Source organism: Spongiactinospora rosea (assembly GCF_003315795.1).
Lineage (GTDB): Bacteria > Actinomycetota > Actinomycetes > Streptosporangiales > Streptosporangiaceae > Spongiactinospora > Spongiactinospora rosea.
This window is the reverse complement of sequence record NZ_QMEY01000026.1, coordinates 64,692-88,295: the sequence shown is the minus strand read 5'-3', so window position 1 is coordinate 88,295 and position 23,604 is coordinate 64,692. Positions and strand designations below refer to the sequence as shown.

Genomic DNA, 23,604 nt, shown 5'->3' with positions numbered 1-23,604 from the left:
AATGGCGATGTCGTGGCGAGCGAGCGGACGGCCTGAAGGGACGACATGGGTGACAAGGGTGTCTGGCCGCTCGTCGGACGCTCGGCGGAACTGCGCGCGCTCACCGACGCGGTGGCGCGGCCCGACCTCGGCGGCGCGGTGGTGGTGGGCGCGGCCGGCCTGGGCAGGACCCGGCTGGCCAGGGAGGCGCTGGCAAGGCTGGCCGCCCAGGGCCACCCCACCTGCTGGGCGACGGGCAGCCGGTCGGCCGGGGCGATCCCGCTGGGCGCGCTGCTCCCGCTCGTACCACCGGGGGAGGCGGCGGCCGGGCGGGTCTTCGCCCGGCTCGTCGAACGGTTCGGCATGCCGGGCGGCAGGCGTCCGGTGCTGGTGGTCGATGACACCCACCTGCTGGACGGCGCCTCCGCCGCCCTCGTGCACCACCTCGCGGTGCACACCAGGACCTTCGTGATCATCACGGTACGGCAGGGGCTGCACCCGCCCGACGTGGTCACCGCGCTGTGGAAGGAGGACCTGGCGCTGCGCCTGGACCTCCGCCCGCTGAGCGAGGACGAGATGGACCTGCTGCTGGAGGGCGTGCTGGGCGGCCCCGCCGACGTCGTCACCCGGCGCACGCTGCGCGGCCTGGCCGCGGGCAACCCGCTGGTGCTCCGCGAACTCGTCCAGGCCGGGCTCGACCACGGCGGACTGCGCCGCGGCGACGGGCCATGGCACCTGCACGGCGGGGTGCGGGTCACCGCCCGGTTCGCCGACCTGATCGAGGCGCAGATGCGGGTGGACGATCCGGGCGTGCTGGAGGTGCTGGAAGTACTCGCCTGCGCCGAACCGCTCGGCCAGCCCGCGCTCGAACGGCTCACCGGCGTCGCGGCGGTGGTGCGAGCGGAACGGCAGGGCCTGGTGGTGGTCGAGTCGTCGGGGGCGCGGCACCTGGTCAGGACGGCCATCCCGGCGTACGGCGAGGTGGTGCGCGCCCGCATGCCCCGCGCCAGGGCCAGGGCGATCTGGGCCCGCCTCGCCGGACACCTGGCCGCCACCCCCCGCCGCCGCGCCGACGACCCTCTTGACCTGGCCAGATGGCGGCAACAGGCCGGACTCGGCAGTACGGCCCAGGAACTCCTGGCCGCCGCCCACCGCGCCATGGAACGCATGGAACTCCAGGCCGCCCAGCAGTTCGCCACCGCCGCCCGCACATCGGACGCCACCCCCGACGCGGCCCTGACCCTGGCCGAGGCCCTGGCCGCCCAGGGCCACCACACCGCCGCCGCCACCGCCCTCCCCGCCCCCGAAGCCTGCGGCGACCCCGCCCACGCCGCCCGCCGGGCGATACTCCACGAACGCATCGCCTACTGGCACCGCCCCCTTCCCCCGGCGGAAGGGCCGGGCGGGGAGGGGGTGCGGGCTTGGGGGATGGTGCTCGACGGGCGGGTCGGGCGGGCGTTGGAGATCGGGGGGCGGGTGATGGGGCGGGCCGGGGCGGCGGTGCCCGCGCGGGCGCGGGTTTGGGCCGCCTCCGCCGTCGCGTTCGCCGCGGGGATGCGGGGGGACGTCGCGCTGGTGGAGCGGGGGAGTAAGGCCGGGTGGGACATCGCGGTGGCGCATGGGCGGGAGCTACCGTGGGGGCAGGCGCAGGTGGGGGCGGCGCGGTGTCTGGCGCTGTTGCTGTGCGGGGCGCTGACCGACGCGGCGGAGGCGGCCGAAGACGGGTACCGGGAGGCGGCGGCGGCGCGACCGGCTCCCGTCGTCGGGCTGTGGGCGGCCGTGCGCGGGGTCGTGGCCAAGGCCCAGGGCCGGTTACGGCTCGCGCAGGAGGCCCTGCGGGAGGCGGTGGTACTGCTCGACGGGCACGATCCCCTCCGATTACGCCGCGTCTACCTGGCCGAACTCGCCGGAGCGCACGCCATGGCGGGCGAGACCGGGAAGGCGGACCTGTGGCTCGGCCGGATGGCCGCCGCGCCCGAACCGCCCGGCACGCTGCTCGCCTGCTGGATCGAACGCAACCGCGCCTGGGCCCTGGCCGCCGCGCACGACCTGCCCGGCGCGGTCGCCGTGGCGGGCAAGGCCGCCCAGGTCGCGCGGGCCGCGGGCGCGCCGCTGGTCGAGGCGCAGGCGCTGTGCGACATGGCCAGGTTCGGGGCGGCGAAAGAGGTGAACGACCGGCTGCGGCGACTCGCGGACGAGACCGGAGGGCCGACGGCCACCGCCTTCGCCACGGTCTGCGCCGCGCTGGCCGCCGACGACGCCCCCGCCCTGACCGAAGCCGCCCAGACGCTCCGCGCGCTCGGCCATCTCCTGCTCGCCGCGGAGGCGGCGGCCACCGCCCACCGGCTGCACGCCGCCGCCGGGCAGCGGACACCGGCCAAGCGCGCCTTGGTACTGGCCCGCGAACTACAGGACGAGTGCGACGGCGCCCGTACCCCCCTGACGGACCTCACCGGAAGCCAGGCCACGCTGACCCCCCGCGAACTCCAGGTCGCCAAGCTGGTCGCGGCCGGTCTGTCCGGCCGCGCCGTGGCGGCCCGGCTCGGCCTGTCGTTGCGCACGGTCAACAACCACCTGGGCCGGGTGTACGCCAAGCTCGGCGTCTCCGGGCGGAACGCGCTGGAACGGGTGTTCGGCGGCGGCGGTGACTAGGCCAGTTCGGCGACGGCGCGCAGGGTGACGCCGATGCCGACGACCAGGATGAGGGCGGCGGTCATGATGGCGGTGTAGGGCCGCAGCCGCCGCAGGCGTGTGGTGAGGGTGAGATCGCCCAGGCGGCGCAGGGCGAGCGCGGCGGTGAGCAGAGTGGCGGCCATGCCGGCTCCGTAACACACCACCGTCACCACACCGAACCAGGTGCGTCCGAGCGCCATCGCGCCCAGCAGTACCACCAGGGCGGAAGGGCTGGGCACCAGCCCACCGGCCACCGCCAGGGCCACCACCCCACCGGACCGCCACTCATGCCCGTGCCCGTGCCCGTGCCCGTGGCCGTGCCCGTGCCCGTGCCCGTGCCCGTGGCCGTGCCCGTGGCCGTGCCCGTGGCCGTGTCCATGGCCGTGCCCGTGTCCGTGCCCGTGGTCGCGTAGGGCGGCGCGGAGGAGGTTCGCGCCGATCAGGGCGATGATGAGCCCGCCGAGCATGCCCAGCCAGCCCAGCACCACGTCCCCCGCCAGCGAGGTGGTGACCGTGATGAGCGTCCCGAGGACCAGCACCCCCGCCGTGTGCGTGGCCGTGACCGTCAGCGCGACGGTGGCCGCGTCGCGCAGCCGGCTCCGCCGCCCGGCCAGGTACGCGGCCATCACGGTCTTGCCGTGACCGGGCAGCGCGGCGTGCGCCGCACCCAGCAGCAGTGACAGCAGCAGGGCCAGCAGCCCCACCGGTACCGTCAGCCGGTCGGCCCCGACCAGCGCGTTGAGCCGTCCGGCCAGCACCCCGGTCGCGCGGGTGATGACGTCCACACCGGGGACGTTCACCGCCGCGCCCGTCCCGCCGCTGCCCGGCTCGACGGTGACCTCGGCCCGCCGGACGTCCAGCGGTGAGCTGAGCAGGTCGGCAGGATAGTCGCGCAACCCTCCCGACCGGCTCACGGACGGCACGCTGGAGGCGCTGATCCGCACACCCTCGCCGCCCGCGGTGATCTCCCGCCACCCCGGAGCCCCGCTCTCGTGGGCGTTGGCGAAGGTGAGCGTACGACGCCGGTCGATCCGCAGCGGAGCGGTCAGGCGGCAGGTCAGCCTGCTGGTACGCAGCCCGGCCGCCCCCGGCTGGTAGCCGAACGACGCGCCGGCCACCTGCCAGGCGAGGGCACGCCCATCGACCTGCGCCCGGATGTCGTCACGCAGCCGGGCACAGGCCCCCCGGGCGTACCGGCCGTGATCGCCGGACACGGATCGCCGCAGGGTGGGGATCTCGGCGCTGTCCACGATGGCGACGTCCTCGATCCGGTCGGGACGCACGGTCAGCCCGTCGAAGTGGTTGACGCTGAAGTCGCCCAGCGGATGCGCGGCCAGCAGGGCGGCCACCACCACGGCGATCACGCGTCCGCCTTCAGCAGCGTCCGGGCGCGCTCGGCCCCTGCCGGCGAGAAGTGCGGATTGCGGGACAACGCCCGGCTCAGGTGCTCCCGCGCGGCGGCGGTGTGGCCCAGCGCGTACTCGATCTCGCCCCGGTGGTAGGAGAACGCCGCGTTGTGCCCGCCCAGCCGGGCGGCGCGGGCGGCGTAGGCGGCGGCCTCGGTGTCGCGGCCGGTGCGGTGCAGCGCCCAGGCCAGCGCGTCGGCGACCTCGACACTCGCGCGGCGCTTCCATTCCGCGCGCAGGTGCCGGACCGCGGTCCTCGCGTCGCCGTGGTCGGCGTGGAACCGGCCGAGCGCGAGGTCGTCGGCGGCTCCGTCCGCCGCGAGCAGCCGGTGCTGCGCGGCGAAGACGGCGTACTGCCGCCGCGCCTCGGCCTTGCGGCCGAGGCGTTCGAGCAGTTCGGCGTACTCCACCACGTAGGAAGGCGCGCGGGCGACGGCGGCGGCGTAGCCGCGCAGCGCCTCGCCGGTACGGCCGAGCGCGGCCTCGGCGCGGGCCTTGCCCGCCATCGAGGGCGCATGCGCCGGCTCGGCGGCCAGCGCCCGGGCGTACGCGTCGCGCGCGGCCTCCGGGTCGCCGTCGTTCCAGGCCAGCTCGCCGAGCTGCCACAGGCAGAAGGCGTACTCCGCGGGCTCCCCGGCGATGGCACGGGCGCGGTCCAGCAGCAGGCGGGCGGCGCCGCTCCGCCCGCGCAGGGCCTCCAGGCGGGCCGCCCTGGTGAAGGAGTCCAGGTCGGGGCGGCCCTGGAGCATGTTCCGCAGGGACCGCTCGGCCCGGTCGTAGTCGCCGAGTTCGAGGTAGGCGTCGGTGAGCACGCCGTACGCCGCCCAGCGGTACGGCGCCGCCCGGCGGGCCCGCTCGCCCCAGCGCGCCGCGCCGGTGAAGTCGTGCCGGGCGTTGGCCAGCGCGCCCATCCCGATCACCGCGTCGATGTGCGGCAGCCCGTCGCCGGTGGGCAGCCCCAGGGAGCGCCGGAAGGCGCCCTCCGCCTTGCCGTAGTAGGAGAAGTCGGCCGTACGGCGAGCCTGCTCCAGGCAGAACCGGCCGAGGGACGCCCAGGCCGCCGCGTCGCCGGGGTGGCGGCGCAGGTGGTCCTGGGCGGCCTCGATCGAACCGGTCAGATCGTACGGCGACCGCCCGGCGCCTCCGGTCGGCGGCTCGCCCCGGCGAAGCACGCCCCCAGGCGCGAACAGGACCAGCAGCGCGCACCCCAGCAGCGCGCATGTCAGCAGGGGCAGCGATCTCCGCAGGTGACTCATCTGCTCGGGTGTCCTCGTCGGTGTCCTCGTAGGTGGCGGGTCAGGCGGCGGTGACGGGCAGCGCCAGGTAGGGGAAGCCGCCGGAGATGGGCTTGGTCAGGAAGGCCGGGCCGTCCTCGGCGATCAGGCCCGGCGCGCCCCGCCCGGCGGGCTCGCCCAGCAGCATGCGCAGGTTGACGGTCACCACGTCGTCGATCAGCCGGCGGCCGTTCGGGTAGCCCTGCGGGTCGCCCTTGAGGATGCCGTACTGCGGCGTGGTCACCGGCGTGCTCATGTTGAGCCGCAGTTCCTCGGCCCTGACCACGCCGGAGGCGTCCCGGTTGAGCAGGTGGGAGTTGAGGTCCTGCCGGATCGGGCCCTCGCCCCGGGCGGCCAGCCCGGTCAGGTAGATCTGCTCCAGATCCTTGCGCGGCGCGGGCGGCACGGCCACCCCCGCCTGGCCTGCGACCACCTCGGCCTGCTGCGGGTCGAGGGTGGACGGTACGACGAGGCCGCCGCTCTCGTCACTGTCCGGCCGCAGCCCGTTGAACCGGTCGCGCTCCTTGAGCGGGATGATCACTTCGTTGAAGTTGGGGTTGCCCAGCCGGGACACCTGCTTGTGGCCGGCCGAGCCGGTGCCGAGCAGCGCGCTGGACCTGCGCGAGGCCGTCGTCCAGACGCCGATCACCGGATTGGCCGCCGCGTCGCCGCCCAGCGCCAGCTCCGACTTGGGGATCTGCAGCGCGAGCGCGCTGACGTTCATCGGCACGCCCGTCTTGACCGGGAAGAACGGCAGCCCGAACCGCAGCAGGCTGACCGCCTTGTTGTCGGAGTAGAACGGGTCGGCGGCCGTGCCGGTGAACACCCTGCCGCCGCCGGGCAGGTCACGGACCGCCTTGTCGCGCAGCTTGGGATAGCCGGGCGTGGCCAGCGGGCCCATGTCGGTCGGCGCGACGTACCCGTCCTTCACCAGGGTCTCGGTCCTGCCGCCGTGGATCTTGGTGAGCGTGTAGGACTGCTCGACCAGCGCGTCGGCCGGTGCCGCCGCGGCCCGCGCGCCACCGCCGCGCAGGAAGGACGGCACCGGCAGGCCCTTGTCGGCGAACGTCCACCGGTAGGTGATCGCCGCCTTCCCGGTGCCGGTGTTGTCGACGTGCACCTCGTAGTGGGCGTTCGTGTCGAACTGGTACGGCTTGTGCGGGACCTGGAAGGGGATGTAGTTCGCCACGATCGTGACGGTGTCCCGGCGTTCCGGGCTGGTGAAGGCGTACAGGTCGGTGGCGTCGATCTGCTTGTCGAGGGTGGTGGCGGGGGCGTCCCAGTGGCTGGTGGCCGTGCTCTGGCCCATCGAGGGGCCGAGCAGCACGGCGGTCGCCAGCATGGCGACGGACGCGCCGGCGGCGGTCCAGGTCCGCCGGCTCGGGGGGTTCGTCTTTCGCATGTGTCTTTCGCCTCGCAACTGGCGGGCCGTGCCCGTGACCGTCGCTGGACGGGCACGGCCGGTGGATCGTTCGGGTCAGGGGGTGTACTGGACGACCGCGTCGAGGTTGGCGAGGTAGTCGCCCTCGTTCAGCGGGATGCCGGTGAGGGTCCTGACGGTCTCGCCCAGGTAGGCGCTGACGTAGAACGGCCAGTGCTTGGGCCCGATGCCGCCTTCGAGCGGACGCGGGGTCGGCACGCCGGGCGCGAACTCCGCCAGCTTGTACGTGGACACCAGCTGCTCGCCCTGCGGCTTGCCGTCGATCTCCACCTGGGCGTGCGCGCCGTCGGGGCGCAGGTAGATGTCGTGGATCGCGATGGTGTGACCGCTCTGGACGTCGTTGAGGACGAAGCCGCCGGGGTAGTACACGCCCCGGCACGGGTCGATGTGGTCCTGCTGCCAGCCGATCGGCATGTAGACGCCCTTGTTCTGGGGCTTGGCCTCGATGGGGTCGAGCCCTTCCACCTTGACGCCGCGCTGGTCGAGCAGGCGCACGATGTCACGGCCGAAGTCGAAGTTCGCGTGCCCCTTCGGGCCGAAGTAGGGGAGCTGGAAGCACGAGGCGGTCGGCGGCTGGACCGTGGCGGTGCCGCCGGGAAGCGGCGGGAACGGGGCCGCGTGGGCCGGTGCGGACAGCGCCGCGGTGAGCACCGTGGCGCCGGCCACGAGCGTTCCGGCGATCCGGGCAAGGACGCGCATGCCTGTTCTACCTTTCGTCGCTGAGAGCCGTTTGCGGCTCTCTGACCTGTGATCAGTCGCTTAAGGTAGTCAGTCAATGACGTTGTGTAAATAGTTGAGTAAACAATTTCTTCGCCGCGAATCCGGGCGAAATCCGGGCATGCCGCAGGGCGCGCTCCCACTTGGGGGAAGGCGCGCCTTTTGGCGGAATACGGTTACAACAAACCGCCCGAACCGGGCAGTGGAAGGCCGGACGCACGGCCCTGGATCGCGTCGCTCACGACCTGCACGCCCAGCATGCCGAGTGACGTACCGGACGAAACCGGCCTGCTCGGCACTCCCCGCCAGGCGATGTCCAGGTCGGCCCAGTGCGAGCCGCCGTTGAACCGGGTGCCGAGCGCGGTGTTGAGGTCGCGCGCCCAGTCGCCGTTCATCGACAGGACGACCTTGCGCGGGCCGATGCCGCCGTTGTGCGGGACGAAGTTGCCGGGGGCGAGGGCCTGCGGCACGCTGAAGTCGACCATGGTCAGCTCGCCCTGCGGGCGAGGCTGCCCGTTCACGGTCGGCGTGGTGAAGAACCGGCTGTCGTCCACCGCGGCGAACAGCACCCAGAAGGTGTCGATCTCGTACGTCACGCCGGTCGCGTCGTTGGTGAAGCGGAACCCGCCGGGGTAGCAGACCCGGCCGGAGGGCGTCTCGATGTTGTCGTAACGCTCGCCGATCGGCATCCACACCGCCGTGCCGCCGTCGACCAGCTCGATGGGGGCGAGCGCCTCGAACCTGATCCCGGCCCGTCGCAGCTCGCCGAGGAAGGCGCTGGAGAACGTGGCCTTGGCACTCCCTTCCTTGGAGAGGTAACTGCCGACCTGGCCTTCGGCCAGGCAGCCGCCTCCGGGGGAGCCGGGGGGAGGGGCGGCTTGGGCGACCTGCGTGGACAGCAGCAGGGTGGCGAGAGCGGCACCACCGGCGACGAGCGTCGCGCGCATTGAACGCATGATGAGTCTTCTTCTCGGAGAGTGGGGGAGGCGCCGGAAGGGCCGGCCGCCTGACTGTGATCTGTAGTTGTATCACTACTTACAGTCACTTGGTAGAGGGTGGCTGTTGTCTGCCGAGGTTGTATATCCGCCGATGCTCCGTGCGGCGGACGCGCATGATCGTTTTGGCGAGGGCGGTGTCGATGGGCTCGGTCAGCTTGGTGGCGGTGGTGCCGGCCGCTTGCCGAACAGGGTCGTCCCATCGCGGGAGTGAGGCGGTGAGCACGTCGTGGGCGTTCCGCATCGCGGCCTCCCGCACGTCCTCGGGCTCCAGTTCCTTCTGTTCGATGGCGGCCTGGAGGGATTCGGCGTCGAACAGGGTCGTGGCCTTCGCGCCGCGGCGTTCGCCGTGCCCGCCGCGGTCGCCCGCGTCAACGGTGGCGTAGGGCAGCAGGTTCCTGAACGTCAGGTACGCCTTGATCGACTCCTCTGGGGACCCGGCCGCCAGGACGCTCGTCGCCGCGTCGAAGATCGCCGGAAGCTGCCCGGCGTTCAGTTGATCGGCGGGCAGCAGGGCGGCGAGCTTCGTCATCGGCTCACCGTTGAGGGCCTTGGTCGTCTGCGTGCCGAGCTCGGCCGCGATCCCCGCCTTGCCGGCCGTGGCCAGCATCCCGTGCACCGCGTCCACTTCGGTCATCCAGGCCGTTGTATGTGAGCCGTGGCCCTCCACTCCATCTGGCGCGGCGGCCCTGCCCTGGATGACCAGGTCCTTGCCGCTGAAGGTGATGACCAGGTTCCCGGTGCCGGCGCTGGCCGCCCACCCGCTGCCGTCGCCCACCTTCGGCCGGGGTTGGAAGGTGGCGTGCAGTGCCTGGACGCGGGTGACCAACTGCTCGATCTCGGCTTCGTCGTTTTGCGGGTCGGCCTTCAGGTATTCGCGCAGCCGGGTCGCGGCGGCCTCGGCCGCGTCGGCCGTCAGGAAGTCCGACTTCGCGACGGCGTTGGGGTAGGCCGTGGCCACGGTCGTCTGGTGCCTGTACAGCAGGTGGGCGAGGATGAGAGCGCCGTCGTTGAGTGCGTTCGGGTCGCCCGTCAGCATCTCCTCTAGGGAGTCCACGGCTTTGCGTCCTTCTGCCAGGTCGTCGGCGTGCTTCTTGAGCACTCTCGGACTCATGCGTCTCGTGTCGACCAGCAGGTCCTGTAGCGCCCCGACGGTCTGGATGATCTGCGTCGTCATGTCGTGCAGGGCCGAGTACGGTCTTTTGTGGGCGGCGAGCTTCTTGGCGTCCGTGATGATCGTTTTTGCCTCCTTGGCGAACGTCGGCCAATCGCCGGACTGAATGAAGCCGGACACTTTGTCCGTTAGGTCCCTGGTGTTCTTGATGTCCTTCGAAATCCCCTTTCTCCAATTCGGTGCGACGACGCGTTCGATGTTGGCCTCGCGGACCGCCGCCTCCATCGAGAACAGTTTCCACAGGTTGTCGCGGGTCCCGGTGGCCGAGAAGGGGGCGTCCGGGTTGCGCTCGACCTTCAGAACGGCGGTGCGCGCGGTGCCCTCGCCCGATCCCTTCGAGCCGGTCTGGCTCTTGGCGCGCACTGTGGCGTAGGGCAGCAGGTTGTCGTAGGTGAGGTGCCGGCCGATCGCCTCCGCCAGCAGCCCGGCCGCCTTGTCGGGGGGCTCCGAGTCGTTCAGTGCATCCTCGGCCTGGTCGAGCAGCTCGCCTACCTTACGTGCGGATTCCTTGAGCAAGCCGTCGCGCCGATCCGGATCGGAGGAGGAGGCCAGGATCTTCCACAGCTTCTTGCCCGTCGAGTTGTCATCGGACTTCCACGCCTCGGCGTGGGACTGCCGTTTCCGCAGTTCCTCCACCGAGTCTTTGACGGTCTTACCGTGCAGGGAGGCGTGCAGGGCATCGACGACGCTCGCCCACGCGGTGGTGTGGTCGCCCATCTCTTTACCGAACGGGGACGGCGTGCGGCCGGGGCCGAACTCCATGTGCGTGATCGTGCCCTCCCTGACCGTGACATGCGGCACGAAATCGCCGGCGAGGCGGCGGCGCTTGTTCCCGTTGAGGTGCACCGGCGTGCCGGGGTGGCTCGTGGCCGGAGGGTGGTGCACTGCCTCCGTGCGGTCGCTGGTGGTCCGCTTCCGCTTCATCATGGGATCGCCCGGTAGAGGAGGATCAGGGAGAAACCGGTCAGCGCGTCGGGGTCGCCGGTGGCGGTGAAGCGCCATGGTCGGCCGCCCGCGGTGAGGCCGGGTGTCTGCACGAGCCTGCCCGCGTTCAGTGCGAGCCGGGGGTCCCCCTGCAGCAGGAAACGGGCGTCGCCGTTCGCGGCGGCGTACTGCGCGATGACCCCCGTGACCTGCCGGCCCGACATCGCCGGGAACAGGTCGGGCGTGATCGGCAGGTCGAGTTCGGCGCCCTCGCCCGAGGCGAACTCCTCCCACGCCTCGGGGAAGCGCGCCGCGACGTCCAGGAACAGCGCGGAGGGGTAGGGCTTGAGCATGCCGCGCACGGCGGTGGCGAAGGTCTCGCCGCCGTCCTCGGCGGTGTACCGCACGGTGATCACCACGTCCAGCAGGCCGGGCGGGGGCGTGCGGGTTTCGAGGCGCCAGCGGGACACCGCGCCGGTCCCCTCGAACGGCAGGTAGCGGTCGTCGTCGTACCGCACCTCGAACAGCCCGCCGTCGTCCTGCCCGTCATCGACCTCCGACAGTGCGATCCGCTGGCCCGGCCGCCAGTTGCCGCGCAGGCTCGCGGGCGGTGACCCCTTGGGGTCGAGCAGGAAGCGCACCGCCTTGGGGTCGGGGGACAGCACGGTCTTGTCGTCGATCTGGGTGAGGGTCGCGTTGGCGGGGACGGGGCCGTCGGCGGTGACGAACGCGACGCTCAGTGTTTTGATCCGCCGCCGGTAGTGGCCGGGGAAGTCCCGGTCGAACAGGGTCTCGGTGAGCGCGAACTCACAGTGCCGCTCGTTCTTCAGCGCCAGCAGCGCGGCGGCGTCGAGCCGGAGCAGCGACACCCGCTTGGTGATCTCCAGGCCGCGCTGCCCGGAGTCGAAGTACGCCTGGCCGAGCCGGTCCAGGTCGAACGCGAGCCGGTCCCCCGCGAGCAGGCCCTTGCGCCGGGAGTCCCAGTACGTGGCCCTGACGATCCCCGGAGCCGTGCCACGCTCGGACTCGTAGGCGCGTTCGGCGGCGCGGGCCAGGTCCAGGGCCATCCGGTAGGTCTGGAAGTAGATCCCGGAGACCTGCCCGGCCATCCAGCCGTACAGCTCGGGCCCGGTGAACTTCGCGGTGAGGAAGTCGCTGACGGCGGTGAGGTGCGCGATCTGCCGTTTGTGGATCTCCAGGTCGCGCCGGGCGAGGGCGAGCTGGAGTTCGGCGCTGGTGACCTGGTGGCCGAGCTGGACGACGTCGGAGCGGCAGGTGTCGAGCTGGAACCGCCAGTCCTGCTCGGTGCGCTCCTGGTCGGCCCGTACGCCGAGCAGTTCGCCCACCATGCCGAACCCCTGGCCAAGCCCGGCGGCGACGTCCGCGCCGACGTCTAGGGCCTTGCCCACCTGGTCGCCGCCCACGGAGGTGCCCATGATGAACGGCCCCACGAGCGCCTGCGGCACGCCCGAGGCGACCGCCGCGCCGATCTTCAGCCCGCTGGAGACGAACTGCGCCGCCGCGCCCGCCACCAGCATCGCGAGCTGCGCCTCCTGGAGCGGCGAGATCCCCTCGTCCACGAGCTTCTTGTAGTAGGCGACCCGGTTCTCGGCGGCGGCCTTGGCGTCGCGGGCCTCGGCCAGCCCCTCCTCGGCGATCTTGACCTCGGTCTCCTTGAGCTGCGTGGTCAGCGCCAGGATCTCGCCGTCCTGACGGTTCTGGAGACGACTGAGCTGTTCGTTGTCGCGGCGGTCGATGACGTCGACCAGGTCGGCCCCGAGCTGCCGGAGCCGGTCGGCTAGGTCGCGGGCCCGCTGGTACACGACCTCGAACCGGTAGGCGGGCACCGGCACGGCCGCCGCCGCGGCGGCCACGTCGGCCGTCTCGCTGGCCGCCGCGCCCCGGACCAGCGCCATCACGTCGAGCGGCGGGTCGAACAGCGGGATCGGCCGGCTGACGCCCATGATGTCGAGCGATGCCCGGATCTTGGTCAGCCGGTCCTCCACACGCGTCCAGTACTCCTGGAACCGCTCGTTGCCGGGCACGTAGAAGTAGGGGTGGGCGACGCCCGCGTGTACCGCGCCGGAGTCCTTCAGCAGCGCGCCCTCGGCGGTCAGGTGCCCGGTCTCCACCGGCCCGTCGCCCAGGTCGGGGGAGTAGGGCGCGGCGGGCGGCAGCGCCGCCGGACCGAGGGTGATCGGACGCGGGCCGAGCAGGTCGTAGGCGTAGATGTAGAGCATCCGCGCCTCGTCGATGGTCTCGGCGGTGTACTGCCCGAACAGCATGTCGCCCCAGTCGAGCAGGTTGTCGATGTAGGCCATCACGACCGCTCGCCGGTAGGCGTCGGGCCGCAGCGCGGCGATGGCGTGCGGGTCGTACGGATCGTCCAGGTACGCCCGGATGAGCGCCTGCCGGTCGCCCATCGAGTTGTACTGCCTGCGCAGCCCGCCGACGATCGCGACGCGTTCGGCCAGCCCGGCGGCGCGCGGGTCGCCCGCCAGGGCCGCCTTGACCTCGTCCAGGCCGGTCCCGGCGAGGTGGCTGAGATAGTCCAGCTCGTCGGTGGTGAGGTCGCGGGCGCGGCGGAAGGCGGGAGCGAGAGCCGTCAGCTCGGCGAGGATCGGCGACAGCAGCGACTCAAGCGAGCCGGACCCCAGCTCGGCCAGATCCTTCCGGCACTCGGCGACCAGCGCGTACACGTCGGCGGCCAGGAACGGCAGGAATCTCCAGTAGCGGCTCGGCGTGGTGGGGTCGAAGACGTACTCGTACCAGCGCCCGGCCTCCTCGAAGCGCTGCGCGCCGTTGAGCGCCTGGGCGATCAGCAGCGGCGCGTGGAAGAAGATCTCCCAGTAGTACAGGCCGTTGGCGCTGTCGAAGTCCAGGTAGGAGCTGACCGGGACATTGGCCGCCAGTTCCGGCTTGACCCGCACGGTCCTGGCGTCGGAGACGGTGGTGCTGAAGGCGGGCAGCTCCGCCAGCTCCTGCGTGGCGGGGTCGAGTAGCCCGTCCACCCCACCGGCGAGCAGCCGCCGGTTCAGCTCGGCCGCGGTGCTGGAGGTCAGCCGGATCAGCTCGGTGGGCAGCGCGGCGATCTCGTAGGGGCGCGGGACGGCGTCACCGGCCGGGTAGGCCGCGTAGTTCTGCCCGAGGAACAGGTACACGGCGGTGTCGCCCTCCAGCAGGCCGGTCAGGTCACCGGGGAACCCGTCGGGCAGCGCGCGCCAGTTGCCCTCGTACGGCAGGAACGTCAGCGGCGTGCCCGGCTCCCACCCCGCGGGCAGCGGGGCGTAGCCGGTGGAGCCGAACGCGTACCGCCGCTCGCCACGGGTCAGCACGCCCCGGATCGGCTGGGCGGTCCGCTTCGGGTAGCCCGCGTCGATGTGGTCGGGGATCGTGGTCCCGTTGTCGGCGAGGGTGTACCGGACGTACTCGTCCGGGCCGACCAGGAACAGCCGCCCGCCGTCGAGGTAGGCGGCGGTGACCGCGCCGCTGTCGGCGAACCTGGTCATGACCCGCCCCAGGTCGCGCGTGGTCCCGTCGCCGCCCGCGCCGCCCGTGTAGGTGCCGCGGTCGTTGTCGAAGACGATCTCGATCGAGCCGCCGCGCACCACGGGCCCCGGCCCGGCCGACTCGGGCACCTGGTCGGTGTTGCCCGCCAGCTCGTGCGTGGTGGAGTCCACGGTGAGGTCGGCGTTCAGCCGTACGTACCTGTCGCCGTGGACCAGGAACGTCGCGTCGCCGCGCTGGTGGACCCGGTCCAGGCCGCTGAACCCCCACGCGGCCGACGCCGGCTGCGGGGCCCGGCCGCCCGCGGCGAACTGGTCGCGGTCGCGGGAGTAGAGCACCTCGGTGCCGTCCGGCAGGGTGAACGCCACGTCGATCCTCGGCCAGGTGACGGGCAGGCGGTCGCCGCCGCCGTCCGCGAGCTTCCTGGGGTAGCCGGAATCGAGCGTGCCGAACGGCGTCCCCGAGTAGCGGTAGTACTCGTCGCCCGCGAACAGCAGTACCACGCCGCCGCGGACGACCCCCGCGTCCACCCGGCCGTCGCGCAGCAGGGCGGTGCCCGCGACGCCGAACCGTTCGGCGACCCGCTTGCGGGTCTGCTGCGAGGTCACCTTGCCGGGCGGCACGGCGATGAACACCCCGCCGGTGGCGTCGAAGAAGTACAGGGTGCCGTCGGTGAGGCGGAACGCGGCGTCCACCCGGTCCCAGGTGGTGGGCAGCCGGTCGGCGTTGCCGCGGAACGCCTGGAGCGGCGCGGGGTCGCCGGGCGCGGCGACGGGACGGCACAGGAAGCTGCCGCCCTTGTGGTCCACGCTGAACCAGCGGCCGTCCTGGCTGTCGGCGGGCGCGTTGAACCGGACGACGTCGTCCTCGGTCACCGCCGTCACGGCGGGCTCGTCGAACAGCCGGTCCAGGTCGGCGGGCCGGGGCGGGGCGACGGTGCCGAGCGCGGGCAGCCCGTACAGCTCGGGGGTCAGGGTGAACGCCGACTCCGCCGCGTTCGAGCCGTAGTCGTAGGCGCACCGGACGACGATCGCGTCATGGTCGCTGACCCCGGGCACCTTCCGCGACGCCTGGACGTACAGCCCGACGTCGCCGATCACCCCCTCGCGTTCGGTGTCCACCGCGAGCACCTGAGCGGGCAGCCACTCGCCGTTCAGGTTGCGGAACGAGTAACAGATCTTCACCTGGGAGCGCGGCGGCGGGGCGTCGACCTGCTGCTGTCCGTCCGACCCGGCGGTGACGACCACCGTGGCCGCCGACGGATCGCCGGGCGGAACAGGCTCCACGACCGGCCAGAACACGAACACCCGGCCGAAGGCGTGCACCGGGTGGACCCGCTCGGCGGCGATCTGCACGTCCACCTTCAGCCAGGGCTCCCAGGTGGCCGACAGCTTGTCACCGTCGCGGAACTCGGCGGAACGGTGGTAGTAGCGCGGCGGGTCCGTGCGGGTGCGGCCGAACAGCACCAGCCTGCGCACCTCCGGCTCGGCCGCCTCGGGCCGGTAGACGTAGCCCCCGGCGATGGCCAGCCGGGAGACCTCGGTGTACTCGTCCAGGTAGCGCTTGTAGGCGGCCTGGACGGCCTCGGCGGTGATGTCGCCCTGGAGCAGGTCGCTCTCCAGGGCGGCGAACGCCGGGGTCTTGCGGGCGCGCAGCTCGGGGCGCAGGTAGTTCTCCGGGTACAGGAAGACCTTCCGGTTGGCCTCCCAGGTCCGGTAGCCGCGCATCCACGTCCACCAGGTCCGCAGCCGGGCGCGGACCTCCTCGGCATCGGCTCCCTCGGGCAGCGCGACGGTCTCCAGGCCGAGCAGGTAGCGCTGGAGGTAGAGCTGGGTGGCGGCGATGGCCTCGCGGACCCGCGAGGTCGTGCCCGCCGGGCCCATGTCCACGTCGATGAGGTAGCGCTCGTACAGCGCGCGCGAGTCGCCGTGCCGGGGCGTGAGCCAGGCGACCAGCGCGTCCCGCTTGCGGACGTTCAGCCGGTCGCGCATCGCGCCGGACACCTTCGGCCACTCCTGGGCGGCGGTACGCCGCTGGAGCATGCCGCGCAGCGCGTCCGCCGCCGCGTCGAGGTTTGGGGCGGGGCCGTGGATCTTCGCCCAGACGCCGTACAGCTCCGGTACGCCGGTGCCGACCTTGTCGGCCGCGGCGCACAGGTCCACCAGGGTCAGCAGGAACTCGATCTCGAACAGGCTCTCCTCGCCGGTGTCCGCCCGCAGCAGGCCCATGTTCCGCCGGGCCCAGCGCACCTCGTCGATCGGCCGGGCGAACGTCTCGGCCAGATAGGCGTAGGGGTCCTCGGTACCGTCCAGGAAGAACCCGGCGAGTCCGGCGGGCCTGGTACGGCACAGCGCGGCGAAACGGACGATCGTGTGCACGTCGCTCAGCCGGTAGTCGGCGGTGCCCGTCCAGCGGTGCCGGAAGTCCTGCGGGAACGTGCGGTCCACCAGGTGGTAGGAGCCGGAGTAGCGCAGGTAGCGGTCGCCCTTGAGCAGGTACGTGCGGCCGTCCAGGACGAACGCCCCGTCGGGGCCGCCGTCGAAGTCGGGCGGCGCGTCGCCCCAGTCGTCGTGGACGGCCCGGGGGTAGCCGGGCTCGACGTGCTCCGGCTCGCCGTCCGCCGGGTACCGCGCGTACCTGCCGCCCTTGAAGACGTACAGCTCGCCGGACGGCGCGGTGAACGCCGCCTCGGGGGGACCCGCGTCGAAGGGGTCGCGGACCACGCCCCAGGTGCCGCTCACCGGCGTGACCGTCCCGCCGGACAGGCATTGGCCGCCCTTGAACAGCCGGACGATACCGTCGCGGCCGGTGAACGCGGCGTCCAGGCCGTCCTGGAAGGCGGGCGGCAGCGGCGGCAGGTTCAGTTCGGCGGCCAGGTCGGCGATGGGGCGCGGGTGGCCGTCGTCGATGCGCCCGGGGCCGGAGAAGCGGACGTACTGGTCGCCGGAGAACAGGTAGATCCGCCGGCCGGCGACGAGCGCGGCGTCCACCCTGCCGGTCGCGGCGAGGTTGTCGCGGGCCCGGCCCAGGGAGCCCGGCGCGAAGGACGCCGACAGGGCGGGCGACACGGTGTGGCAGACTCCGCCGATGATCACGTGGATCGTCCGGTCGTTGCCCACGATCGCGTCGATCGGCCTGCCCAGGGCGTCCTCGAACGACTCGGGGAGCCGCGCGAACGGCTCCTCCGTGCGCAGGTGGCCCGCGATCGGCTTGGGATAGCCGGAGTCGATGTCGCGGTAGACCTCGCCGGTGTAGCGGACGTACCGGTCGCCGGAGAACAGGTACGTGTACCGGCCGCGCCACACGAACGCCGCGTCGATCGTGCCGCCGGGCGCGAGGAACGGGTTGGGGGAGCGCCCCCACTGGTCCCTGACCGGGACGCGCTGGCCGAACGCGCCGTCGCGGAAGGCCGCGCAGGTGTCGCCGAAGAAGAACCAGGTGGTGCCATCGGCCGTGCGCAGAGCCGAGCGCAGTTCGCCGGACTCGGCGAGGTCGTGGCCGAAGCCGGGGTAGAGCCGTTCGATCGGGCGGACGATCGACCAGTGGCCCGCGCGGTCGTCGTGGGAGACGCAGTCGCGGCCCGCCAGCAGCACCAGCCCGGTCCCCTCGGCCAGCACCGCGCTGGGGAAGGCGAACCCGTCGGGCGCGCCGGGGAACACGGTGGAGACGTGCACGGTGGCGGGGTGGCCGTCGTCCGGCGCGGCGTAGGAGGTGCCGGAGTAGACGAGATGGCGTACCAGCCCGTCGGCGTCGGGCCTGCTGTACAGGTGGGTCCGGTCGCGGTGGACGTACGCCAGCGCGACGTTCTCCAGGCCGCCCCAGTGCTCGCGGATCGGCCGCGGGTCGCCCTCCGCGAGCGTCGCGCCCGCGGCCTGCACCACGAACTGGTCACCGCTGAACAGGTACGTCCTGCCGTCGCGGCCGGTGAACGCGGCGTCCACCGCGCCGGTCTCGCGCAGTACGTCGCGGGGGCGGCCCCACTCCTCGGCGATCGGGTAGTCGCGGCCCAGCTCGGTGCTGTAGCAGGTGGGCCCGCTGAACAGGTAGGTCGTTCCGTCCGTGCCGTTCAGGACGGCGGAAAGCCCGGTGGCGAACCGCTCAGGCACCGCGCGCAGCGTGCGCGGCCGGTACGGCGTCGCCGCGACGACGCGGCCCTCCAGCGCCGACAGCCGCTGCCAGCCCGCGCCCGTCTCGGCCACGATCGAGCCGTCCTCGACGAACGCGCAGCGCACGTCGCCGAGCGGCAGGTCGTCGTAGCGGCGATAGGACGCCGTGGACACCGCGTGGCACACCCCGTCGCGGAACAGGTAGACCGTGCGCCGGTCGGAGAACGCCGCGTCCACCCCGTCGAGCCGCACCGGCAGCGCGCCCAGGCCCGGCTCGCCGGGCAGGGCGGCGATGCGGCGCGGGTAGCCGGGGTCCACCGTGGCCGGCTCGGTGCCCGTGTAGCGGACGTACTGGCCGCCGGAGAACAGGTACGTGCGGGTGCGCGGCACGTCCACGCCGTCGATCTTCTGGGTGACATCGAGGACGAACGCCGCGTCCACCCGCCCGGTCCGGGCCAGGTCGTTGGTGACGTGGCCCCAAAGGCCCGAGGTCGCGGTGGGATAGCCGTCGTCGATCTCGGTGTAGTCGGCGGTGGAGTAGCGCGCGTAGTGGTCGCCGGAGAACAGGTACGTGCGCCCGTCCAGGCCGACGAACGCGGCGTCGATCCGGTCGAAGGGGATGCTCTCCCACTTCTCGTGCAGCGCCATCGGCTCCGACCACCAGCGGTGCGCCGCGTCGAAGCGGACGAACCGGTCACCCGCGAACAGGTACGTGTGCTGGTCGCGCCCGGTGAACACCGCGTCCACCGGCTGGGACAGCATGCTGTCGGGCATGTTCCACCAGTTGTCCGACAGCGGCTTGGGGAAGCCGGGGTCGGGGGTGCGGTAGTCGCGGGTGGAGTAGCGCACGTAGAAGCGGGAGTCGTCGCCGGAGCGCGCCTTCAGCCTGCGGCCCTCCCGCGTGACCGCGACCGTGACGCCCTCGGCGGTGGTCAGCTCCCAGCGGGGCGCGCTGCCCGTCACCCCGGTGAGGGTGAGGCCGTGCTCCTGGAAGAGCAGGCGCAGCGCGGGGGTGAGCCGCCCGGCGTCCAGGTCGGCCTGGTGGGATTCCGGTAACTCCAGCAGCACGCCCCCGGCGCCGAACAGGTAGGTGCGGCCGTCCATCACGAACGACACCGCAACCCGGGTCAGCCCGCCCCAGTCGCCCTCGATCGCGCGCGGGTAGCCGTCATCGACGGCCGAATAGTCCGCGGTCGAGTAGCGGACGTAGGTGCCGCCGGTGAACAGGTACGTGCGGCCGTCGAGCCCGGTGAACGCCGCGTCGATCGGGCCGCCCGGCGCGGGGCCGCCGAGCACGCCCCAGCGTTCCGCGGTCGCCTGGACGGCCGCGCCGGAGCCGTCCAGCGCGACCGTCCGGCCGTCCTTGAACAGGTGCAGCACCCCGGACGGATCGGTGAAGGCGGCCTCCACCCCGCTCTCGAACTGCGGCGGGACGCCCTGGAGGCGGCGCGGCACGCCCTCGTCGGCGCGGACACCGGGGTTCTCCACGCTGTCGGAATAGCGCAGCACCTGACCGCCGGAGATGAGGTGGACGGCGGAGTCGGTGGTGTAGGCCGCGTCGATGCGGCCGGGGTCCGGGGCCGGGCCTCCGCCCCAGAACTCGGCGCCCCAGAACTCGGCGACGGGCCGCTGGCCCGCCGCGGTGATCCAGCGGTCGCCGCTGAACACGTGCAGGACGCCGTCGGCGTCCTGGAAGCAGGCGTCCAGCCTCTCGTTCCCGCCCGGCAGGCCCTGGCGGGAGCGCCACTCGGCGATGTCGCGCGGGTAGCCGTCATCGGCGGCCGAGTAGTCGCCGGTGGAGTAGCGCACGTACCGGCCGCCGGAGAACAGGTGGACGCGGCCGTCGGTGTCGCTGTAGGCCGCGTCGATCCGCGTGAAGGCGTCGCCCGTCTTTCCCCAGGTCTGGGTCTTCGGGGCCCAGCGGGTGCCGCCGGGTTCGCGGGTGAACGTCAGCGCCGCGCCCGCCGCGTCGCGTCCGAGCAGCCAGGCGACGCCGTGCCGGACGAACGCGGCGTCCACGGCGGTCATGGCGGCCAGGTGCGGGGACAGGTCGGTGAGCGGGCGGCGTGCCTCGGCGGTGCGGGCGCGGGTGGCGGCGTCGTAGGTCCAGTAGCCGCTGTCGTCGCCGAAGAGCAGGATCGTGCCGTCGCCCGCGTCGAGCAGCGCCTGGATCCGGCCGACGCCCGGCGGCAGCGTCAGCGGTTCGGGGAACTTGCCGGTGAGATCCTGGTCGGTGAAGACCGCGCGTACCTCGGTGGCGTCCAGGCCCAGCTTGGCGGCGAGCAGCGCGAAGCGGCGGATCCGGCGGTAGGCGGTACGCAGCCGCGGGTCTTCCGGGGGCTCGGGCGAGTCGAGCGCGGGGGCCGCGAACATCAGCCGGGCCGCCCGCTCGCCGCCCACGACCGCCCCGCACAGCGCCCGCGCGGTGGCCGGGTCGAGGCCGAGCACGTCGGCGAGGCTCGCGTACAGCGTCGCGTCCTGCCGGGCGGCCAGCACGTCGAGCCGGTCGGCGATCTCCGCGACGGCGGCCGTCAGCTCCCTGGCCACGTCGTGGAGCAGGAAGAAGACATCTCTGGCGTAGTCCGTCATGCCGGGCAGCTCGAACGCGAGCGAGTTGTCGGCACCGGCGAAATATCCCAGCTTGCCGGACGGGACCGCGTGCCGGTCGGTGATCCAGCCCTGCTGGACCAGGTGGCCGAGCAGCGCGGTCCGCTGCTCGCCGGTGAGGCCGAGGCGGGTGAGCGCCGCCGGGTCCAGCCGGTAGGGCGCCTCGTCCCGCAGCACCGTGACGATCCGGTCGAACACGATCCGCTGGTCGGCGGCGTTGAAGTGCGGGCCGAGCGCCACGGTGCCGTCGGGGTCGGCGAACTGCGCAGGGTCGATGACCCGGCCGCCCGCCAGGACGCCGCCGTCGAGCGCCGCGAACGCCCTGGCGGCGGCGATGTCGTCGGCGAGACCGGCGAAGTCCTCGGCGGCGAAGGTGGTCAGGGCGGTGCGGTGGGCCGCGATCTGGCCGCGCAGCGCCGCGAGTACGGCCGGGCGCAGCACAGCGAACTCCGCGGCCAGCCCGAAATCGCGCGGGGCGATGTCGAGCAGCGCCACATGGTCGGCGTAGCGGTCCTCGGTGTCAAGGTGCCCGTTGAACCGCAGGCTGGCGCGCAGACGGGTCATCTGGGCGTCGGTGAGCCGCAGCCCGGCGAGCGCCGCCGGGTCGAGCGGGAGGGCCTCGGTGCGGAACCGGTCCAGCCGTTCCTGGACGAGGTGGGCGACCGGCTGGACGGCCTCGGTCAGGTCCACGTTGACGGTGAAGAGGGCGGCGTTGCCGGGGTCGAGGAAGAAGTCGGGGTCGAGGAGTTCGCCCTGCTCGTCGAGGTGACCGTGGTAGACGAGGTTGTCGTACAGCTCGGCGCGCTGGTACGTTCCGGCGCCCTCCAGGTCTTCCAGGTCTTCCAGATCGGACGGGTAGAAGGCCGCGACGTCGTTCGCGGTGGCGGCGATGGCCTTGAACAGCGCCTCGCGCCAGGGCTCGAAGTCGCCCGCGAGGTCGCCGGGCGTCGCGGCCACCAGTGTCCCGTCGGCGCGCAGCCCGCCCCGGTACACCAGGTTGCGGAGGATCTTGCCCTGCAGCCGGTCGCCCAGGCCGAGCCCCTTGAAGTCCGAGGGGAAGATCGTGCCGAGGTCCGTCACCGCCCGGTACGCGGCGGCCCCGGCCTTGGCCGGATCGACGTCGAGCAGTCTGCTGCCGACGGACGTCACGACCCCCTCGTCGAAGGCCACCAGTACGTCGTGGACGACCTGCGCGGCCCGCTCGCCGAACCGCTCCGAGGCCAGCGCCTGCGGGGACAGCGCGACGCCGTCGAGTTCGCCGCCCAGCCGGTGGAACAGCGCGGCGAGGTCCGGTGTGCCGGGATCGGGCCCGCCGCCCAGGATCCCGGCCAGTTCGGCGGCGTCGAACCCGGCCGTCCCCATCCAGCCGACCACCGCGAACAGCGTCTGGGCCAGCCACAGCGCGGGCTCGGCGGCCCCGCCCGCGAGCACCCGGTGCATGTCGTGGATCTCCGGCCCGGGCTCGCCCAGCACGGCGAACGTGGTGTACCGCTGGAACGAGGGGTCGCCCTCAAGTACGACGAGCACATCGAACAGCTCGCCCGCGCCGATCCCGAGCGCCGTCGCGAGCAGCCCGGCCCGGCGCAGCAGCGAGATCTCCGCGAGGCCGACCTCGCCCCGGTCGAACGGGCTCGGCTCACGGGCCGCGTAGTGCTCGCGGTAGCGCCGGACGATCCGCACGATGTCCGGTTCGGCGACGTCGATCAGGGCGGCCAGCCGGAAGCGGTAGTCGCGGTTGGCGGGGGCGAGGATGTCGCCCGCGCACACCTCGACCCGCACGCCCTTGCCCGGACGCCAGGGCACGACCAGCTCGCACACGTCCTCGACGGCGAGCCCGTGCGCCTGCCCGAGCCGCGTCACCGCCGCCACCGCGCGCAGCGCCGCGAGGTCCAGCCGCCCTCCGGCGCAGGAGGTCAGGATCAGGCCCAGGTCGGTGAGCGAGGTCCCGGTACGGCGGGCCAGCCGGATCAGCCGGTGCGCCCAGTCGAGCCAGTCCGGCGGCAGGCCGGCGCTCGCGTCGGCGCTCGGGTCGGCGGGGGCGAGCTCGGTCTCCTCGTCATCGAGTACGACGAGGCCGCCCTGCCCGGAGAGGCCGATCAGCTCCCGCAGCCCGGCGTGGTCCAGCCCGGTCGTCTCGGTGAACCTGCGCGTGTCCCGCAGCACCGCGAGCGTCTCGCCGGGCGCGAGCCCGTACCGTTCCGCGAGCACCGCCGCGTCCGTGCTCGATTCGGTCACGGCGGCGACGTCCTCGGGGGTGAGCCTGAGGTATTCGCGCGCCGCCACGTCCTGATCGACGTGCGTGGCGAACAGCCGGTACAACTCCTCCGGGGTCACCTTGAGCTGTTCCAGGCACACCCGAAGCCGTTCGGATTTCAGGGAGAAGGGCAGCCCGAAAGGGTAGGGGGCCTGCCGCAGCGTCTCGTATGGATCGTTCCCGGCAAGGCGCTCAAGCACTTCGTTGACGATGTCGAGATAGGGGGTCTCGGTGAAGGTGTTGTCGGCGTCCAGCACGATCTGCTTCAGGTCGGGTCGTCGTTCCAGCAGCTCAGGCCGGTCGAACGACCCCTCCAGCAGTCCGAGCAGTTCGACCAGGTACGCGGCGGGCGACCAGACCGACCGCGCGTCGTCCTGCTCGGGAAAGCGGAGTTCTCCGAATAGACGTGTGTAGTCCGGCGATCCTTCATTGACCATGCTCATCTCCCGCAAGCGGCTCCGGAACGGCGCCTCATGATCCCGAAGATGAACGAACACGCCTACTTACCGAAAAGACAGAACTCGTCCCCCCGATTATTCGCAGGACA

At 72.8% G+C, this 23,604-nt stretch carries 8 protein-coding genes; 1 reads left to right on the top strand and 7 read right to left on the bottom strand.

Annotated elements, in window-relative coordinates:
• Positions 1-45 precede the first annotated feature (45 nt).
• The gene (locus DP939_RS46480) at positions 46-2,631 is read left to right on the top strand and encodes a helix-turn-helix domain-containing protein (protein ID WP_113985578.1); all 2,586 of its coding nucleotides are present in this window, start codon (positions 46-48) and stop codon (positions 2,629-2,631) included.
• Here the strand turns inward: DP939_RS46480 and DP939_RS37425 are convergent.
• From DP939_RS37425 to DP939_RS37395, 7 genes are all read right to left on the bottom strand, one after another.
• A complete protein-coding gene (locus DP939_RS37425; RefSeq protein WP_113985577.1) occupies positions 2,628-4,016 on the bottom strand; it encodes a High-affinity nickel-transporter in 1,389 nt (462 codons plus the stop codon). The two genes, DP939_RS46480 and DP939_RS37425, sit on opposite strands and share 4 nt — an antisense overlap.
• Positions 4,013-5,314 (bottom strand): tetratricopeptide repeat protein, encoded by a 1,302-nt coding sequence (locus tag DP939_RS37420; RefSeq protein ID WP_113985576.1) that lies wholly within the window; start codon positions 5,312-5,314, stop codon positions 4,013-4,015. The genes DP939_RS37425 and DP939_RS37420 overlap by 4 nt, the downstream gene beginning before the upstream one ends.
• Positions 5,315-5,354: 40 nt before the next feature.
• On the bottom strand, positions 5,355-6,734 hold the full coding sequence (locus tag DP939_RS37415; RefSeq protein ID WP_113985575.1) for a DUF4331 domain-containing protein: 1,380 nt from the start codon (positions 6,732-6,734) through the stop codon (positions 5,355-5,357).
• 75 nt (positions 6,735-6,809) lie between these two features.
• Positions 6,810-7,472, bottom strand: a complete 663-nt coding sequence (locus DP939_RS37410; protein WP_113985574.1) for a hypothetical protein — start codon at positions 7,470-7,472, stop codon at positions 6,810-6,812.
• A gap of 194 nt (positions 7,473-7,666) precedes the next feature.
• Positions 7,667-8,437 carry a hypothetical protein gene (locus DP939_RS37405; protein ID WP_113985573.1) on the bottom strand — a complete coding sequence of 257 codons (771 nt, stop codon included), beginning with the start codon at positions 8,435-8,437 and terminating at the stop codon, positions 7,667-7,669.
• A 94-nt stretch (positions 8,438-8,531) separates the two neighbouring features.
• Positions 8,532-10,586 carry a hypothetical protein gene (locus DP939_RS37400; protein WP_147268286.1) on the bottom strand — a complete coding sequence of 685 codons (2,055 nt, stop codon included), beginning with the start codon at positions 10,584-10,586 and terminating at the stop codon, positions 8,532-8,534.
• Positions 10,583-23,494, bottom strand: a complete 12,912-nt coding sequence (locus DP939_RS37395) for a hemopexin repeat-containing protein (protein WP_158578920.1) — start codon at positions 23,492-23,494, stop codon at positions 10,583-10,585. The genes DP939_RS37400 and DP939_RS37395 overlap by 4 nt, the downstream gene beginning before the upstream one ends.
• Between the last annotated feature and the right edge of the window lie 110 nt (positions 23,495-23,604).

Coding starts and splice junctions, on each gene's coding strand:
- DP939_RS37395 (WP_158578920.1), bottom strand. CDS start 23,494: ATGGTCAATGAAGGATCGCCGGACTACACACGTCTATTCGGAGAACTC.
- DP939_RS37405 (WP_113985573.1), bottom strand. CDS start 8,437: ATGCGCGCGACGCTCGTCGCCGGTGGTGCCGCTCTCGCCACCCTGCTG.
- DP939_RS37420 (WP_113985576.1), bottom strand. CDS start 5,314: ATGAGTCACCTGCGGAGATCGCTGCCCCTGCTGACATGCGCGCTGCTG.
- DP939_RS46480 (WP_113985578.1), top strand. CDS start 46: ATGGGTGACAAGGGTGTCTGGCCGCTCGTCGGACGCTCGGCGGAACTG.
- DP939_RS37410 (WP_113985574.1), bottom strand. CDS start 7,472: ATGCGCGTCCTTGCCCGGATCGCCGGAACGCTCGTGGCCGGCGCCACG.
- DP939_RS37415 (WP_113985575.1), bottom strand. CDS start 6,734: ATGCGAAAGACGAACCCCCCGAGCCGGCGGACCTGGACCGCCGCCGGC.
- DP939_RS37400 (WP_147268286.1), bottom strand. CDS start 10,586: ATGATGAAGCGGAAGCGGACCACCAGCGACCGCACGGAGGCAGTGCAC.